The organism is Lactobacillus huangpiensis, from assembly GCF_019972815.1.
Classification (GTDB): domain Bacteria; phylum Bacillota; class Bacilli; order Lactobacillales; family Lactobacillaceae; genus Lactobacillus; species Lactobacillus huangpiensis.
On the sequence record NZ_BPPA01000005.1, the window covers coordinates 68372 to 83639 of the forward strand.

Sequence of the window (15268 nt, forward strand, 5' to 3'; positions counted from 1 at the left end):
AACAAAATCAGTTATTATCTTGATTAAAGTGCGGTTGTGCTATTTCATTTTTAGGCACATAAAGCTCATTTTTAGTGTTGACCGGATCATTCGCCTTAGTTAAAACTTTTTTAAAATTATGCGTAAATTTTGAACGCGGCATCATTACGATGTGGCCGCAGCCCATACATTTTAACCTGATATCTGCTCCTAAGCGTAGAATCTCCCAGTCATTAGTTTTACAGGCATGAGGTTTTTTCATCAGTACCGTGTCCGCTAAACTATAGGAAATTTCTTTATTCATCAAGATCGACTCCCAACACGTCAAGTATTCTGTTTAATTCGGCAATTGAAGAAAAGCCAATAGATAAATGACCACTGCCCTTTTTACTTTCAGAAATATTGACAGTTGAACCCAACTTATTAGCCAGCTGATGTTCAGTAGCACGAATAAAAGGTGACTTCTGCACTGTCTTTTTGCGTGGCTTTTTAGCATTAAGATTGGCGACCAGTGCCTCAACTTTGCGCACTGGCATTCCTTCTTTAACCACTTGTTTTGCTACTTCATCAATCTTGTCTTTGTTTTTTAAACCTAAAAGCGTTCTGGCCTGACCCATTGAAAGATCACCATGCTGAAGCAAATGCTTTGTCTTGCTTGGTAAAGTAAGCAAACGCAAGTAATTTGCAATATAAGGACGGGATTTGCCCATTCTTTTTGAAACTTCTTCTTGAGTTAAGCCTAAGTTTTTTTGCAGCATTTCATATGCCTGGGCTTCTTCAAGCGGTGTTAAATCCTCACGTTGCAAGTTTTCCAGAACCGCAACTTCCATCATTTGGCTTTCACTAAAGTCACGCACAATGGCAGGTATTGTAGTCTTTTTGGCTAGTTTTGAGGCACGAAACCTGCGTTCACCAGCGATAATTTCATAGCCCTTAACTGACTGACGAACGATTATCGGTTGAAAAACCCCGTTTTCTTTAATTGAATCAGCCAGCTCTTTAAGAGACTTATCATCAAAATTTTTGCGTGGCTGATATGGGTTAGGTCTGATATCGCCTAAGTTTAAATCCTGAATTTCTTCCTCATTGTCTTCAATCTGCGGCTCATCTTCAAACAAGGCTTCAATTCCGCGACCCAGGCCACCATGTTTTTTTGTATCTTTACTTCTTGAGTTTCTTGCCATGATTCTTCAACACCTCCTTAGCTAAATCATCATAAACTTCGGCACCACGAGAATTTGGCGCATACTCAGTAATTGCTTCCCCATAACTAGGTGCCTCCGCCAATTTGGTAATTCTCGGGATAATAGTTTTATAAACTTTATCAGAAAAATAGGAACGTACTTCTTTAACAACTTCAGCGCCCAGATTAGTCCGGGCATCCAGCATAGTCAGTAAAACTCCCTCAACTCCAAGGTCTTTGTTAAAGTGTTTTTGTACTAAACGAATCGTATTAAGCAACTGACTCAGACCTTCCATTGCATAATACTCACTTTGAACCGGAATTAAAATTGAATCCGATGCTGTAAATGCATTTATCGACAATTGCCCTAAAGAAGGTGGACAATCAATAAAGATAAAATCATAATTGCCACTAATTGAATCTAAAGCAGATTTTAAGCGAGTTTCACGTGCCATCATACTAATCAATTCTGTTTCAGCACCTGATAAATTAATAGTTGCCGGAACTAAATCCAAGCGATTAGTCGAGGTATGGAAAATCGTATCTTTAAGCGGAACATCATTAATCAAAACACTATAAATATCTTGATCAATCTCGGATTTTTCTATTCCCAAGCCAGAGGTTGCATTACCTTGCGGATCAATGTCCACAATTAAGACTTGATATCCGCGTTCCGCAATCGAAGCCGCTAAATTAATAGTTGTGGTCGTCTTGCCAACGCCACCTTTTTGGTTAGCAACCGAAATTACACTCACCATATTTTCCATGCCTTCCTACTTTCTTTTTAATTCTATAGTAATCATATAATCATCAGGATCGTTATTTTCCTTAAACTTAACCTTAATACCTGACTGCTGTGCAAGCTTTATTGCCTTTTTAATCGTATTAATCTGCACTTTTAGGTCTTTGGGAATTCGATTGGCTGCTCGTCTTGTTCTTTCAGCCTGCTCTTTTTCTTTATCCATAGCACTTTTACCGGCAAAATATTGTTCTACATTTTTAACTATTTTTTCGGTGTCGCTCACATTAAGGTTATGAGCCAAAATTTCATCGAGAACGCGGCTTTGATCTTTTTCACTAAGTCCGACTAGACAGCGTCCATGACGAGGAGAAATTTCTCCACTGGCTAAATAGCTCTGCACCTTAGGCGTTAACTTTAAAAGGCGCAACTTGTTCGCTACATAAGATTGCGACTTGCCAATATTTTGAGCCAAAGTTGTTTGAGTTAAATTATTTAACTTCATGAGGTTATTATAGGCTTGTGCTTCATCAATCGGATTTAAATCTTCTCTTTGCAGGTTTTCTATTAAAGCTAATGAAGCAGCTTGACTATCATCCATATTGTTTACGATAGCCGGAATTTTTTCCCAAGCTAGATGTTTTGCGGCCCGCAATCTGCGTTCACCAGCAACAATTTCATATTCATCGCCCTTTTCACGCACAATAATAGGCTGAAGCAAGCCATCTTTATCTAAAGTCGTTGCTAATTCACGAATTGATTCTTCAGAAAACTCATGCCGTGGCTGATATGAATTAGGTTTAATTTTACTTAGTTCAATATCTTGAACTTGTTTATTTTTAGGTATTTCTTCATGATGACGCAAAGAAGAAAATAATGACATTTTGAGTCCCCCTGTTTATTGAATTGGTTTACGGTGTGGTGTGCCCGCCTGCCGCGGGTACTTTTTAGGTGTGGCCTGCACTTTTTTCACCAAAATCAGCGTGCGGTCTTCACTGCTATGAGGCAATTGCAATTCTTTTACAGCAGTTGTCTTGCCACCTAAAGTTTTTAAGGCTTTTTGACTGGAATTTAATTCATCTTCGGCTTTTGGTCCTTTAAGAGCGATAAAATTGCCATTTTTCTTAACTAGTGGCAAACAATATTCACTCAACACAGCCATATTGGCAACAGCACGGGCAGTTACAATATCAAACTGCTCACGATACTGCTTATTTTGTCCAACATCTTCTGCGCGTCCATGAACTAAAGCAACATTCTTCAAGTCCAGTTGAGTGACTAATTCCTGCAAAAAGTTCAGTCTTTTGCCAAGAGAATCAACTATTGTTACTCGTAATTCAGGCACCATAATTTTTAAAGGAATTGAAGGAAAGCCTGCTCCTGCACCAACATCACACAAAGTCTGAGATTTCGTAAATATTTCGCCAAACGTAAAAAGAGGAGTAATACTGTCAAAAAAATGTTTTAAGTAAACATCATCTTTTTCTGTTATTCGTGTTAGATTAACTTTTTTATTAGTCTCAATCAGACTGGTAAAGTATTGGTTAAATTGGTTGATTTGATTTTCATTTAATTTAAAATTACGTTTTGATAATTCTTGGACAAACTGTTCAGGATTCATTTTTCACCCGTGAAACCTTGTTTCACACCCTTTAAATTTAACGCTAAAAATGGCTTATTGTAAAGTCAATGCATCCCTTTAATTATGGAATATTTTTTGACTATCGTCAAAGTCTAAACGCATAAATTAAGCTATAATATCGTCAAAGGAGATTAATATGATTATTACTTTAATTGTTCTGGCTTATTTGGCACTAAAAACTTATAAAGGATTTCAAACAGGCTTTACCAGACTAATCATCAATTTGGTTTTTTCTGCCATTGTATTCATTGCAGCAATACTTTTTCAAAATCCTGTCGGCAATTGGCTTTATAGTCAGATCACGGGACAAAATATTCAAACCACATTAACTCCCGGAACCAATTTGATGCTTTTCCGTTTTTTAGCCTTTTTCGTTATTGTCTTTATCGGCAAAATGGTGGTTAAGATTTTTAAGGGATGGATGCCAAATAAAAATCCTCATGCAACTAATTTTGGTAATTTACTAGATAGCGTATTAGGTGCTGTCGCGTCTTTTTTTGCCAGTTATTTTTTCGTTTATATTATTTTGTCTATGTTAAATGCCTTGCAAAACCCGTGGTTTATCCAGCAGACTCTTGATTCATCATTTATCCGTTTCATTATTTACAATACGCCAGGTTTATCCAATGGTCTGTTTAACAGCATTTTTAGTATTAGTCGAACTGCAGCTTAAAATAATTAAGATCAGAACTCAGCTTTTGCCTGTTGGTTAAAAGCTGTTTTTGTTTTTATAAAATTAAAAATGACTTCTTTATCGTTATCTTTTAAGATAAAAACATAATGTAACAAAAAAAGTGCCTTCCTTTGGGCACCTTTTTATTTACTACTTTTGAAAATTATCATACTCAACGTGCTCATCATTATATACAAAAACAGCTCCGATGCGATCAGGATCATCATGCCAACCGGCAATGGGCTTTCCTGCAAAAAACAGCCTTTTGCATTCAATTTCTGCTTCAACTGAGTACCTGGTAAAAGTAGTGACTCCAGCTAAATTTGTTTCAACAGGATAGCCGGTCCTAGGGTCAATTAAGTGGTGGTATTTATGACCGTCAACTTCTAGATATCGTTCATAGGTACCACTAGTAACAGCTGAACATTGTGGCACCATTACCGAAGCTATATTATTGCCACGAGGTTCTTTAGGATCCTGCACTCCTACTGACCACTGACCACTAGTCCGTTTAGGAGAGTCACCAACAAGTAAAATATTTCCGCCAAGGTTGATAATTCCGGCATGAACGCCATAGGCCATCCAGAAATCTTTGATACGATCCGCAATCCAGCCTTTAGCAATACCGCCAAGATCTAATTCCATTCCTGACTTTTTCAAAAAGACGGTTTGATCAGCATCATTTAAGTCAACGCTAAACGGGTCAATCAGTTTCATCCTTTCTTTAATCTGAACATCAGTTGGAACATGGGCATCCTTAAAACCAATCGCCCATAGTTTAACGACTGGACCAATTAAAGCATTAAAGCCAAAATTTTTTCGGCTCTCTTCTACTGCCAATTTGATCAAATCATAGGTACCACTGGAAACTTGCACGGGATGTTTACCAGCCGCATGGTTTACATCCATAACTTCAGATTCATCACGATTAACTGTTAACAGATCTTCATAATGATCAATCAAAGTAAAAGAATCATTAATGACGCTTTTATCCAGTGCTCCAAAGATTTGTAAAGTTATTGATGTGCCTAAAGCATGATGTTGTCCCACTTGTTGTTCTAAAGCTAAATTTTTTATCATTGATTTTATCCCTACTTCTCCAAATAGTTTTCTCTTATTTTTTCCTGCATCTGTTCATCAATTCCTAATTGTTTATAAATATAAGAATCAATATCGCCATAGTTTTCATTGATTGTAATCAAGCTCGTATCAATATACGCATTTGCTACTGAACCTAAAATACGCATGTTAGCACGAAACTTATCATTTTCTCCGGCTTTTTTAAATTGTTCATCACGAACTTTGCGGTAATCGTTGAGCATCAAATTCGAATAAAGATAATCCTGTCGAATCGTCTCTAAATCTACTCCTAAAATGTAAAGCAATATTACAGTTACTAATCCTGTTCTGTCTTTACCTTCCGAACAATGGTATAAAACAGAACCCTCTGTCGTAGCAGCAATCAAATTAATGATTTGACGAATACTATTCTGAGAAAATTTATTGCTGACATGGTCATGATATCTCTGACACATAGTATAGAAGCCAGCATATTGATCATGGCGATAATGCTCAAAATCTATACTCATGTCTAGTCCGTTGCCACCAGTATTGTCATCGACTGACAATGGAAATTCGTAATGGTCAACACCTGGTATTTTTTGGTCGGGACTAGCCTTGCACTCAGCTGGAGAACGCAAATCGATAATTCTAGTCAGACCATAATCAAGCAAAAATTTTTCATCTTTTGGAATTATTTTACTTATGTTGCCCGTACGCAATAAGCGATGACTTTTAATTTTGTGGCCGTCTAAGCCAATATAGCCACCCAAGTCACGGGGATTTCGCACAGATTTTACAGGTAAAACAACAGGTTCAGTCATGCCAACTTCCTTTCACATTAAAAATAACCGGATAGGATGCTCCTATCCGGTTATTTTACTCTCTGCCAGTTAAACTGGCAAAAGTTTATTTATGTGCTTGCTCAACAAACTTGAAGAAGTTATCCATCATGCCATCTAACTGCTTAATAGTTGCTTCATCAGTCAACTCACCAGTTTCTTTGTTAAACTTATCTGGAGCTTGACCAATCAAAACTTCGTTTCCTGGCAAAACATTTGCACTCATATCAGGTGAAAGCAAAATTTCACGCATATCTTCTTGAGCACGACCAGTACCTTGTGAACCATAAGATGCACCGGCAACAGCAACTGGCTTCATCTTCATAACATTAGGACCTGCATGTGAACCTAACCATTCAAGACTGCTCTTTAAAACAGCAGGAATAGTATGATCATATTCAGGAGTAGTGATTACTATACCATCAGCACTCTTAACGTCTTCAATCCAGGCCTTAATCGTGTCATCAGCCATTTCTGTTCTGCAGAAAGGCGTCAATTTATCGACTTCTTTTACTTCAATATCTGCTTTATCACTATAACGCTTAGCAATAAATTGTGCTAAAAAACGATTATATGAAAAAGATGCATTTGTACCAACAATTGCTAATATTTTCATTCTCGGCCCTCCTACTTAGTTACTTGTGCGTACCAACTATCAACTTCATCGAAAAATTGACCTAAGAATTTAACGGTTGACTCATCTTTTAAGTCACCATTATCATCAAATTGTGTTGGTGCAACACCCATCATGAATTCATCACCGTTAAAGACTTTAGCGCCAAAGCCTGGCGCAGTCAACAAACTCTTCAAACGACTTTGTGAACGAGATGCACCTTGTGGCATTGGTGAGGTTGAAACAATAGCAACTGGCTTGCCCTTAAATGGGTGAGTTACACAGGATAACCACTCAAGTGCACTACTTAACGCACTGGTAACAGAGTGTTGTTGCTCAGGGGAACCGATTAAAACTAAATCAGCGTCTTCAATTTCTTTACTCAAGGTTTGGATTGCTTCAGGAGCATCTTCACCCTCTTTAAACATTGGCAACCCTTTAACAGTTGCAAACTTAAAATCATACTTGTCGGCAAAATGCTTAGAAATAAATTTAAGCAATGCCTCATTAAATGAATTATTGGCATTTGAGCCAGATAATGCAAGGATTTTCATAAAAACCACCTTTCAGGAAACTAATTTCTGTACTAATTATAGCATATCCGTACCTTTTTAACATGTTTCTGCTTTCAGGTAGTTTTAATAATTTAATACCTGCTTGCTACCAATAAATCCTTTAATAATAATGGATTAGGTTTATTTTTTGCTTTTGACTTCATTAGTATCAAATAATGAAATCTTATTTGTTTTGCTTAGCCAATCATTTAAGATTGCGTCGTTAATCTGGGCTGTTAAAACATTTATAATTTGTGTTTGCGAAAATGTTGCAATTTTATTAACTATTAATGAGGCAATACCACTGGTAGTAATCCAGTTAGCAATAACGACACTTCTAATTCTATCTTCGGAATAATTACTATCTGGATATTGCTCCTTAAATTTTTCAATACCAAAATTAATTAATGTATCGGCTATAATTTTACTACCAAATTTACCGTCAACAAACATCGCCCTGAAAAGATTTTCTTCTTCCTTAGCAAAATCAATATACGATAAATCCATATCAATCAATGGCTTACCAGTGTAACTTTTTTGTAAAATATTATTCTTTAAGTTGTCCGCAATTTTACGCAAAACCTCTTTGCGTAAATCTTCCATACTATTAAACTCAAGATACAACGGTTGAGTAGAAAAATGACCAGCCTTAGCAATATTGCGAGCAGTTAAACTCCCAATACCATCTTTAACAACCATTTTGTAGGCAATACTTAATATCTTATTTTTTCCTATTTCTTTTTTTCTAGCCATTTTGGTTTTTCCTTGATTAACTTTAAACGTACTATTTATAAACCAGTTTTCTAGAGACAGTATTACTACTATCAAAACTTCATTTAGACAAATATTTGAAATGAGTCAATTAATCTCCATAATTTAAAAACTCATCATAATAAGTCGAAACCATGCCATTCACTTCTTCTTTGCTTAAGCCTTGCGCAGCACAATAGGAAAAGAAAGCAGCGGAAAGAATATAGCCTCGCTCAGAGTCGTCTGTTAAATTGTCTGAGAAAGTCATATTAATACTATGGTTTTGGTAATCGGTTGATAACTTAATCGATTTATCTTCGGGGATATCATTCATTGCTTTACCTCTACATGAATAGCTTTACTCAGTTATATAGTATACTCGTACCGATAATAAATAAAATAAAAATTATACCAAACTGAAGCATATACTCAAAAATACCTTTTTGTTATTTTAGCAAAGAAATCATTATTTCCTAGTAATTTACTCAAGCAGTTAAAAAACAATTTAATAATTCTACTTTTAATTACATTTGTAATCTTACTATAAAAAATAACATCATCTTTTCACTAATAAGAATAGTAAATTTAAAAGTACTTTGTCAAGGGCAAAGTACTTTTTTCTAACACAAAAGAATTAAGGATTTTCTGTAAAATTTAAACTTTTTAAAAATAATTTTAATTAATAACATTATTAATATTAAACTAAAATTATTACAAATAATAAAATTACTACCAGCTTAAAAGATTAATTGATTTCTCGCTTTTAATCAAAATGATTTTCATGGTTATTTTTTATATTGTTATTTTTATTTGTTAAATTTAATAACTAAATTTCTTGCTTTATTTTTCCATCCATCATCTCATAAATATGGTCTGCATATTGCTTTAATCTTGGATCATGCGTTACCAACAAAACCGCCTTATTATAATTTTTCGCCAGTTTTTTAAACAATTGCCCTACTTCTGCCACATTTTCACTGTCAAGTGAAGCAGTAGGCTCATCAGCCAGCAAAATTTGAGGATTAGCATAAAGTGCACGAGCAATTGCTGCCCGTTGCTGCTGACCGCCCGATAATTCACTCGGATATTTATCAAGTAAAGAGCTGATACCAAGCTGCTTTAATAATTCCTGTAATTTTTCTTGACTGATATTGCCTTTTTTCTTTACCTTATTAACCAGTTCGAACTGCTCTCTAATTTTTAAAAAAGGAACTAAATTATAAGCCTGCAATACAAAACCCAGCTGCGTTAGTCGTAAATGATCACTTGCTTTTGCTGAAATACGTGCAATATTCTGACCATTGACAATAACTTCTCCTGTAGTTGGTTTTTGCAAAGAACCAGCTATTGTTAAAAAGGTGCTTTTACCTGCTCCTGAAGGGCCCATAATTAAAACCACTTCACCTAAGTTAGCTTTAAAATTGATATTTTTAAGAGCAACAACTTGTGCAGCTTCAGTACCATAAACTTTTTGAACATTTTTTAATTCGATAATTGCCATATTATTCACCTATTGCCTGTGCCGGATCTACTTTTAAAATTGATCTGATTGGAATTAAGCTGCCGATAATTGCCGTTAACAACAAACCTACTGTACTGGTCAGAATGATTCTTGGCGTGAAGCTGATGGGAACTGCGGCCGGTAAAACCTTAACTGTCACAAACATTGCTGCCAAGCCAATGACTAATCCAGCAAGGACCAATATAATTGCCTGGCTAACGGTTGCTTTTACTAAAGTGCTGCTGGGAATCCCCTGAGCACGCATGACCGCATAGTTATGCATTTTTTGCATTGTTAAAATGTATAGGAAAACTGCGATTATAATTAATGAAATAATGTATAAAAATCCGATCATCAATTCAAAAGTCATATTTTGTGCTGTATATCCTGGGAGCTTTTTAATAAATTGGTCAATGGGATACGTTTTGCTATCTTTATAATTATACTTGTAGTTATGATTACGAGAAATTAGAGCTGAAACCTCTAAAGTTGGCATCCCTTGCCGCAATTTTTTCCAAGACTGCAATGTCCCGTAAATAATTGGAGCAATATTAATTTTCGCATTTTTAACAAAACCTACAATCTTGTACTTTCTGCTTGAGCCGTTAAGTGCAAGCTTGTCGCCCAATTTGTACCCTTTGGTTTCAAACGCCTGGTCAACAGCCACCTCATAATTCTTTTTTGCTTTTCTACCCGCAATAAGTTCCTGATCATGATAAATAAACTGTTTCTTTTTAACTCCAATAAATTGTGCTGAAATTTGAGGACGTCCGGCTTTCTTAACTACCACTGGAATTTGACCCAATAAAGCTTCATCTTTAGACAGTGTTGCTTTTTTTAAATCATTTTTTGTTAGAAATGACTGACTCATGCTTACGTTAGCATTTTTATTTAAGACTACTTTTTGAGCATCCCAAGATTCAAGTGCCTGCGTATTTTCACTGGCCAAGCCAGTTGCTAGTGCCGATAAGACAAATATGAGATAACTAATCAAAAAAATCATTAAGATTATTAACCCATAACGTAGTTTCTCTCTTTTTATTTCTTTAATTGCTAAAAACATTAATTCTTTCCTTTGTTTAACAGTTCCAAGCTCGCTTTAAAACGAGTCATAATTGCCTTTTTTTGAACTGGATTTGTTAATACTAAGCGAATGGTGGCATGACTGAGCACCATTGCACTCCAATTCTGCGGATCTAATCCAGCTAGTATTTTTGGTGTAAAAGGATGACCAGGTGAACTTTCGTTATACAAGATATGCATTTTTATTAATCCCGCATATGTACTTGCCTGCATTTCTTCAATAAAATGCACAACATTGTCATAATATTGTTGTGCATCAAACTGTGTTTTTATTTTTATGGGCAAATGAATACTTTTTAGAGCTAATTCATACATATAATGGTATGCATCTTCTAAATCAACAAAATATTTGTAAAAAGCCCCGCGTGCGATGCCTGTTTCTTTCACTATTCGCGCTACTTGTGCTTTTGCCAAAGGATAGCTGCTGAATTCTTTTAACAATGCACTTTCAATTTTTTTCTTTTTACCAGCAGGCAAGTTAATAAAAGTCGACTTAGCCATTTTCCTAATCATCTCCTTTTGTAGTAAGTGACACAGTGTCACTTTATAAAAATAATAGTTCATTTATTTTTAGTGGTCAATTATAATGCTCGAATAATTGTTTTCATAAAAAAAAGCCTCTTCAATGAGGCTTAGTACGCTATTCAAAAGTTAAAATACGGTTATAATAATTTACCCGGGGAATACCATTAAGATAGGAAACTTTTGCTAAAGCACAATTATCCATGGTTTCAAAATACTTCATGTCACCATGCGTAAAATAGTGGGCAAACATCATTCTAATTAAAGTACCATGGCAAAATACAAGCACTTTTTTAGTCAAATAATTCTTTTTCATATCATCTAAAAAACTGCCGCACCTTCTATCCAATGCTGCAAAAGATTCGCCACTTGGTGCATATTTAATATAGTCAGCTGCAGCCTTGCCCCAAGGATCAATGGCATCAGGATATTTTTGCCCCAGCTCTGAAAGAAAATGACCATCCCATTCGCCAAAATTAATTTCCGTTAGCCTTTTATCAATTTTTATTTCTTTTTGTCCTTTAGTAAAAATTTCAGCGGTTGTCAAAGATCTCTTTAAAGGACTTGAAAAAACTACATCAAATCCCGCAGGATCGAAATTCGCAGCAGCTTTTTCAGCACATGCACGACCAGTCTCATCTAAATCATGATCAAAAACCGAACCTTGAATACGACCGGTTTTATTTAAATCTGTCTGACCGTGGCGAACAAAAACAATTTGCATAATAACCTCACATTTCTATATCTTAAATTTTAGCGCCGTTTAAAATCGAACTTTGTCCTGAAAACATAAGTGTCATCAGTACTAACTTTCGGCTCAAACACAAAACCAAAATCATGAAAGTCCTGCAGTTGCTCCGGTTCAGTTAATTGGTTTTCAGCAATATAGCGCACCATTTCTCCGCGAGCCATCTTGGCATGCACCCCAACTGTTTTCCACTGACCATTTTTCCTTTCTTGAAAATCAACAGTAATCATCTGTCTGCCATTCTTAACGTATGGAGTAACATTGCGCGAATATTCTTTAGAAGCCAAATTAATGAGTATCTGATCTTCATCAAAAAGATTGTCCGCAATTGTCGTGCCCCAAAATCGGTATAAATTAGGCTGTTTAAACCCCTTTACCTTGTTTTTCATTTCCAATCTGTATGGCCACACGCCATCAAAAGGTCGCAAAACACCGTACAGACCTGATAATATACGGACATTCTCTTGCAAATAAGACAGGGCGGGTTTAGTGAACAGGTCGGGAGCCATATATTGATACTGAATGCCAGAATAGGAAATAATCGCAGGAGTTAAGCCAGCTTTTTGACTCAAGTTTAGAGTTTGAATTTGTCTTTGACCTTCTTTAGTTGTACGATCACTAGATTGCCAAATTTTTTGTAATTCGTTAAAACTGCATTTTTTTAGAAAAGCAGCTAATTCTTGAGCTTGAGCTAAAAATTGTGGGTGTGTCCTTGCAGAAAAAGAGTCATTATCAACTGTCATTTTCATTGCAGGTGAAATAATAATTTTCATCTTTACCACCTTTTGGGTTAAACTTATTAATAATATCTACTGAAGGAGAGAAATCAATGAATCCTGATTTTGCCATCGTATTAAATTTTAAACTAAAAAGCGCAAAAGATGTAGACGCTGATTTTTTAGTTAAAACTGCTCGCAATATTGGAGCCCGGGCTGTCAGCGTTGACGCTTATCAAACCGACTTTGAAAAAGCTTGTGCAAAATATACTATTGCTTTGGTCGATGCAGAAACTATCCAAGAAAGTTGTGATTTAGTCCCAGCAGATGCAGTTGCAAAGCTTGTAGCCAATCGTAAAGATGGGCAAAATACGATAATTAATATTCCGGTCACAGATAATGGTAAGTTGTCTTCTGAAACTGAAGAAATGCTTAAGCAAATCAACAACTGGATGCATCTTTTTGGCCATGCTTTTAATGAAAGCGAACCCTGCGCGCTTAAAATAAGTGGGGTTGTTGAAAATAATGCTTTTGTATTACAAAACAGACACGTGCACTATCAAAAGTATCTTTTCATCAAGGCTCCCCTGCCAGAAGCAATTAAAGTCCAGGGTTTAGTAAATAAGCCTAATCGCATTGAAATGATTGAGAATAGGATTGAGCTGGATTTCACTTTTGCTGATGACGAATTGAGCATAAACTTAGATGGTGTGCCTAAAAGTGATTTTACATGGCAGCTAATTCGGATTCAAGAGCACCGGCCAGAAGACGATATTAAAGAAACTAAATATTAGTGATCTATAACAGTTTCAACTTAAAAACTGATAAATCTTGTTAAATTTATGTCACTTGAATAAAAATTCAGGTTATATCATGAAACAAAGATTTATCAGTTTTTTAATGATTTAATACTATGATAAAAACTGTAAAGTTATGAGACATCTTGGTCAAAAAGGAAGATTAAATCAGAGTAGCAAAGGCTGTAAAGATGATTAATTCTGATAATAATAAAGCAGAATTGTTTTACAAAGTTGCAGCTGGAAGAGGAGATTTCATCAAAGTCTCAGAAATTAAATATTTAGCTAGACCAAAGCTACCGGTACTCAATAATTAGTTTTGAAAATTCGCGAACAAATAATATAAGTCCAAGAAAAATTAGACATGAAAAAGGCACTGATTAATATACTCAATGTCTTTTTGTTAACCTCAAAGACTGGCTTTTCCTGATCCTTTATTACATTGAAACAGATATTTTTTATTTAAGATATTCCAGCAGTTGCTCAACATCTGTTTCTTTTTTATCCTGCGTAATATCTTCATCATTTAAAATTTCAATTGCACGTTGCACTATTGAATAAATCTGTTTATCGTCATTACTATCAATCACCAAATAACTTATTTTAAAGTAAGATTCTAAATTTGACGTATCTTTTTCGTCTAGTGCTTTTCTAATTAAAAATCTAAAAATTGCCTTCATATTGCGTGTCTTTTTACGTTTTTCCTGCTTTTTATCATAAACAGGTAAAAATAAAGCAACACATACAGCAGCAATTTCTGCAGCTGCAGTAACCCACTCTGACAAAGGTCCTATACTCATAATCTTCTCCCCTTGGTTATTACACAAGTATTACTTAAATGAAAATCAAGATTTTGTTTCCAAACATTTTTCCACTTTAATATATATGATTTTTATTATATACATTTATATAAAAACTTGCACTTTTTATTTCTATATGCGATATGATTATATTAAGGAACTAATTATTTTATTTGGGAGGTAAAATATGCAGAATAAAAAACCTTTTTATAAAAAAATATGGTTTTGCTTTGTAGTGATTTTTATAACTTTTTTCACTAATTTTGTTTCTGGCAGCACAGGTATAAAAGATGCACAACAAACGGTTATTGCAAAGTCAACAAAAGTAGTAAAAAGTAATGCAAAAAAAGTAGTTACTGAAAAAGTAACTGTTAAAAGAAGAAAAGCTACTCGCAAAAGAAAGTTAGCTGCAAAAAGAAAGCAAAAAAAGCGTAAAAGTGCCGCCAAACGTAATGTACGTAAAGTCTATATAGCTCCTAATTCGGGGAGAAGATATCATTTTAATCCGAGTTGCCGTGGTCTTCGAAGAGCACATGGAAACATAACCAAAATATCATTAAAAAGGGCTATTAATCAGGGTTACACCTTATGTAAATGGGAAGATTAAGGAGAAGAATAAATAATGATTAAAATTGGTTTTAGAAAGCCTAGTTTAAGAAGGTCTATCTCTGCCAGAACAAAGGGAAGAGCAACAAGGGCTATAAAAAGAGCTATTATTCCCAACTATGGCAAGCGTGGTATGGGTTGGGCTCATCCAAAAAGAAAATTATATAATACAATTTACCATAAGACTACCTTTGATACTCGTAAATTATTTATTCATGACAGTTCTAGAAAAAATAAATAAATATTTGGAGAGCCAATTAATCCCAAAAAAGTTAACAACAGTTTCTCTGAAGTGAATAAAAAAGACTAGGAAAATACTTATTACGCATTAGCTAAGATTGTTATAAACAAAAAGACTGATAAATCAGCGTTTCACAAACGAAATTTGTCAGTCTTTTTTTAATATTAAAGTTTCTAAATCCACTATTGCATCTTGTTCATCATTGCTTTTCATCAGGAGA

The 15268-nt window shown here is 35.0% G+C and carries 22 protein-coding genes; 5 read left to right on the forward strand and 17 right to left on the reverse strand.

The window, feature by feature from the left end; all coding sequences use genetic code 11:
* Positions 1-7 precede the first annotated feature (7 nt).
* Genes LDM90_RS04730 through rsmG form a run of 5 tightly spaced genes read right to left on the reverse strand, consistent with a single transcriptional unit; the run spans position 8 to position 3522 of the window.
* Positions 8-283, reverse strand: coding sequence for a DUF951 domain-containing protein (locus LDM90_RS04730; protein WP_034978905.1), 276 nt, complete (start codon positions 281-283; stop codon positions 8-10).
* Positions 276-1163, reverse strand: a complete 888-nt coding sequence (locus LDM90_RS04735; protein ID WP_223896688.1) for a ParB/RepB/Spo0J family partition protein — start codon at positions 1161-1163, stop codon at positions 276-278. The genes LDM90_RS04730 and LDM90_RS04735 overlap by 8 nt, the downstream gene beginning before the upstream one ends.
* A complete protein-coding gene (locus LDM90_RS04740) occupies positions 1141-1920 on the reverse strand; it encodes a ParA family protein (protein WP_034979054.1) in 780 nt (259 codons plus the stop codon). The genes LDM90_RS04735 and LDM90_RS04740 overlap by 23 nt, the downstream gene beginning before the upstream one ends.
* 15 nt (positions 1921-1935) lie before the next feature.
* Positions 1936-2784: a nucleoid occlusion protein gene (gene noc, locus LDM90_RS04745; protein WP_198213658.1), complete on the reverse strand. Its 849-nt coding sequence runs from the start codon at positions 2782-2784 to the stop codon at positions 1936-1938.
* A 15-nt stretch (positions 2785-2799) separates the two neighbouring features.
* A complete protein-coding gene (gene rsmG / locus LDM90_RS04750) occupies positions 2800-3522 on the reverse strand; it encodes a 16S rRNA (guanine(527)-N(7))-methyltransferase RsmG (RefSeq protein ID WP_187154898.1) in 723 nt (240 codons plus the stop codon).
* Between the two features lie 157 nt (positions 3523-3679).
* Between rsmG and LDM90_RS04755 the strand changes: the two genes are divergently transcribed.
* Positions 3680-4216 carry a CvpA family protein gene (locus tag LDM90_RS04755; RefSeq protein WP_223896689.1) on the forward strand — a complete coding sequence of 179 codons (537 nt, stop codon included), beginning with the start codon at positions 3680-3682 and terminating at the stop codon, positions 4214-4216.
* A gap of 150 nt (positions 4217-4366) precedes the next feature.
* Here LDM90_RS04755 and LDM90_RS04760 read toward each other — a convergent pair whose 3' ends face one another.
* From LDM90_RS04760 to yaaA, 11 genes are all read right to left on the reverse strand, one after another.
* A complete protein-coding gene (locus LDM90_RS04760; protein ID WP_223896690.1) occupies positions 4367-5296 on the reverse strand; it encodes an FAD:protein FMN transferase in 930 nt (309 codons plus the stop codon).
* An 11-nt stretch (positions 5297-5307) separates the two neighbouring features.
* Positions 5308-6099: a tyrosine-protein phosphatase gene (locus LDM90_RS04765; protein WP_223896691.1), complete on the reverse strand. Its 792-nt coding sequence runs from the start codon at positions 6097-6099 to the stop codon at positions 5308-5310.
* An 85-nt stretch (positions 6100-6184) separates the two neighbouring features.
* Positions 6185-6733: an NADPH-dependent FMN reductase gene (locus LDM90_RS04770; protein ID WP_223896692.1), complete on the reverse strand. Its 549-nt coding sequence runs from the start codon at positions 6731-6733 to the stop codon at positions 6185-6187.
* A gap of 11 nt (positions 6734-6744) precedes the next feature.
* On the reverse strand, positions 6745-7284 hold the full coding sequence (locus LDM90_RS04775) for an NADPH-dependent FMN reductase (RefSeq protein WP_223896693.1): 540 nt from the start codon (positions 7282-7284) through the stop codon (positions 6745-6747).
* Between the two features lie 141 nt (positions 7285-7425).
* Complete coding sequence (locus tag LDM90_RS04780) at positions 7426-8037, reverse strand: TetR/AcrR family transcriptional regulator (protein WP_198213646.1); 612 nt, start codon at positions 8035-8037, stop codon at positions 7426-7428.
* Between the two features lie 109 nt (positions 8038-8146).
* Positions 8147-8368: a hypothetical protein gene (locus tag LDM90_RS04785; protein ID WP_187154892.1), complete on the reverse strand. Its 222-nt coding sequence runs from the start codon at positions 8366-8368 to the stop codon at positions 8147-8149.
* Between the two features lie 492 nt (positions 8369-8860).
* A complete protein-coding gene (locus LDM90_RS04790) occupies positions 8861-9535 on the reverse strand; it encodes an ABC transporter ATP-binding protein (RefSeq protein WP_223896694.1) in 675 nt (224 codons plus the stop codon).
* Between the two features lies 1 nt (position 9536).
* Complete coding sequence (locus LDM90_RS04795) at positions 9537-10598, reverse strand: ABC transporter permease (protein ID WP_223896695.1); 1062 nt, start codon at positions 10596-10598, stop codon at positions 9537-9539.
* Positions 10598-11119, reverse strand: coding sequence for a TetR/AcrR family transcriptional regulator (locus tag LDM90_RS04800; protein ID WP_223896696.1), 522 nt, complete (start codon positions 11117-11119; stop codon positions 10598-10600). The genes LDM90_RS04795 and LDM90_RS04800 overlap by 1 nt, the downstream gene beginning before the upstream one ends.
* Before the next feature lie 139 nt (positions 11120-11258).
* A complete protein-coding gene (locus LDM90_RS04805) occupies positions 11259-11864 on the reverse strand; it encodes a histidine phosphatase family protein (protein WP_223896697.1) in 606 nt (201 codons plus the stop codon).
* 29 nt (positions 11865-11893) lie between these two features.
* Positions 11894-12661 carry a peroxide stress protein YaaA gene (gene yaaA / locus LDM90_RS04810; protein WP_223896698.1) on the reverse strand — a complete coding sequence of 256 codons (768 nt, stop codon included), beginning with the start codon at positions 12659-12661 and terminating at the stop codon, positions 11894-11896.
* Between the two features lie 56 nt (positions 12662-12717).
* Between yaaA and LDM90_RS04815 the strand changes: the two genes are divergently transcribed.
* Positions 12718-13398, forward strand: coding sequence for a hypothetical protein (locus LDM90_RS04815; protein WP_223896699.1), 681 nt, complete (start codon positions 12718-12720; stop codon positions 13396-13398).
* Between the two features lie 194 nt (positions 13399-13592).
* On the forward strand, positions 13593-13718 hold the full coding sequence (locus LDM90_RS09420) for a hypothetical protein (protein WP_274381257.1): 126 nt from the start codon (positions 13593-13595) through the stop codon (positions 13716-13718).
* Between the two features lie 141 nt (positions 13719-13859).
* On the opposite strand, the gene LDM90_RS04820 is transcribed toward LDM90_RS09420, so the two are convergent.
* Entirely contained in the window at positions 13860-14201 is a 342-nt protein-coding gene (locus LDM90_RS04820) for a hypothetical protein (RefSeq protein WP_223896700.1), read from the reverse strand.
* Positions 14202-14388: 187 nt separating this feature from the next.
* Between LDM90_RS04820 and LDM90_RS04825 the strand changes: the two genes are divergently transcribed.
* Both LDM90_RS04825 and LDM90_RS04830 read left to right on the forward strand, forming a co-directional pair.
* The gene (locus LDM90_RS04825; protein ID WP_223896701.1) at positions 14389-14808 is read left to right on the forward strand and encodes a hypothetical protein; all 420 of its coding nucleotides are present in this window, start codon (positions 14389-14391) and stop codon (positions 14806-14808) included.
* A 15-nt stretch (positions 14809-14823) separates the two neighbouring features.
* On the forward strand, positions 14824-15048 hold the full coding sequence (locus LDM90_RS04830; RefSeq protein ID WP_223896702.1) for a hypothetical protein: 225 nt from the start codon (positions 14824-14826) through the stop codon (positions 15046-15048).
* Positions 15049-15268 lie beyond the last annotated feature (220 nt).

Bases quoted from the DNA above. Each gene is read 5' to 3' on its own strand.
- LDM90_RS04730 (WP_034978905.1), bottom strand. From the start codon at position 283: ATGAATAAAGAAATTTCCTATAGTTTAGCGGACACGGTACTGATGAAA.
- LDM90_RS04735 (WP_223896688.1), bottom strand. From the start codon at position 1,163: ATGGCAAGAAACTCAAGAAGTAAAGATACAAAAAAACATGGTGGCCTG.
- LDM90_RS04740 (WP_034979054.1), bottom strand. From the start codon at position 1,920: ATGGTGAGTGTAATTTCGGTTGCTAACCAAAAAGGTGGCGTTGGCAAG.
- noc (WP_198213658.1), bottom strand. From the start codon at position 2,784: ATGTCATTATTTTCTTCTTTGCGTCATCATGAAGAAATACCTAAAAAT.
- rsmG (WP_187154898.1), bottom strand. From the start codon at position 3,522: ATGAATCCTGAACAGTTTGTCCAAGAATTATCAAAACGTAATTTTAAA.
- LDM90_RS04755 (WP_223896689.1), top strand. From the start codon at position 3,680: ATGATTATTACTTTAATTGTTCTGGCTTATTTGGCACTAAAAACTTAT.
- LDM90_RS04760 (WP_223896690.1), bottom strand. From the start codon at position 5,296: ATGATAAAAAATTTAGCTTTAGAACAACAAGTGGGACAACATCATGCT.
- LDM90_RS04765 (WP_223896691.1), bottom strand. From the start codon at position 6,099: ATGACTGAACCTGTTGTTTTACCTGTAAAATCTGTGCGAAATCCCCGT.
- LDM90_RS04770 (WP_223896692.1), bottom strand. From the start codon at position 6,733: ATGAAAATATTAGCAATTGTTGGTACAAATGCATCTTTTTCATATAAT.
- LDM90_RS04775 (WP_223896693.1), bottom strand. From the start codon at position 7,284: ATGAAAATCCTTGCATTATCTGGCTCAAATGCCAATAATTCATTTAAT.
- LDM90_RS04780 (WP_198213646.1), bottom strand. From the start codon at position 8,037: ATGGCTAGAAAAAAAGAAATAGGAAAAAATAAGATATTAAGTATTGCC.
- LDM90_RS04785 (WP_187154892.1), bottom strand. From the start codon at position 8,368: ATGAATGATATCCCCGAAGATAAATCGATTAAGTTATCAACCGATTAC.
- LDM90_RS04790 (WP_223896694.1), bottom strand. From the start codon at position 9,535: ATGGCAATTATCGAATTAAAAAATGTTCAAAAAGTTTATGGTACTGAA.
- LDM90_RS04795 (WP_223896695.1), bottom strand. From the start codon at position 10,598: ATGTTTTTAGCAATTAAAGAAATAAAAAGAGAGAAACTACGTTATGGG.
- LDM90_RS04800 (WP_223896696.1), bottom strand. From the start codon at position 11,119: ATGGCTAAGTCGACTTTTATTAACTTGCCTGCTGGTAAAAAGAAAAAA.
- LDM90_RS04805 (WP_223896697.1), bottom strand. From the start codon at position 11,864: ATGCAAATTGTTTTTGTTCGCCACGGTCAGACAGATTTAAATAAAACC.
- yaaA (WP_223896698.1), bottom strand. From the start codon at position 12,661: ATGAAAATTATTATTTCACCTGCAATGAAAATGACAGTTGATAATGAC.
- LDM90_RS04815 (WP_223896699.1), top strand. From the start codon at position 12,718: ATGAATCCTGATTTTGCCATCGTATTAAATTTTAAACTAAAAAGCGCA.
- LDM90_RS09420 (WP_274381257.1), top strand. From the start codon at position 13,593: ATGATTAATTCTGATAATAATAAAGCAGAATTGTTTTACAAAGTTGCA.
- LDM90_RS04820 (WP_223896700.1), bottom strand. From the start codon at position 14,201: ATGAGTATAGGACCTTTGTCAGAGTGGGTTACTGCAGCTGCAGAAATT.
- LDM90_RS04825 (WP_223896701.1), top strand. From the start codon at position 14,389: ATGCAGAATAAAAAACCTTTTTATAAAAAAATATGGTTTTGCTTTGTA.
- LDM90_RS04830 (WP_223896702.1), top strand. From the start codon at position 14,824: ATGATTAAAATTGGTTTTAGAAAGCCTAGTTTAAGAAGGTCTATCTCT.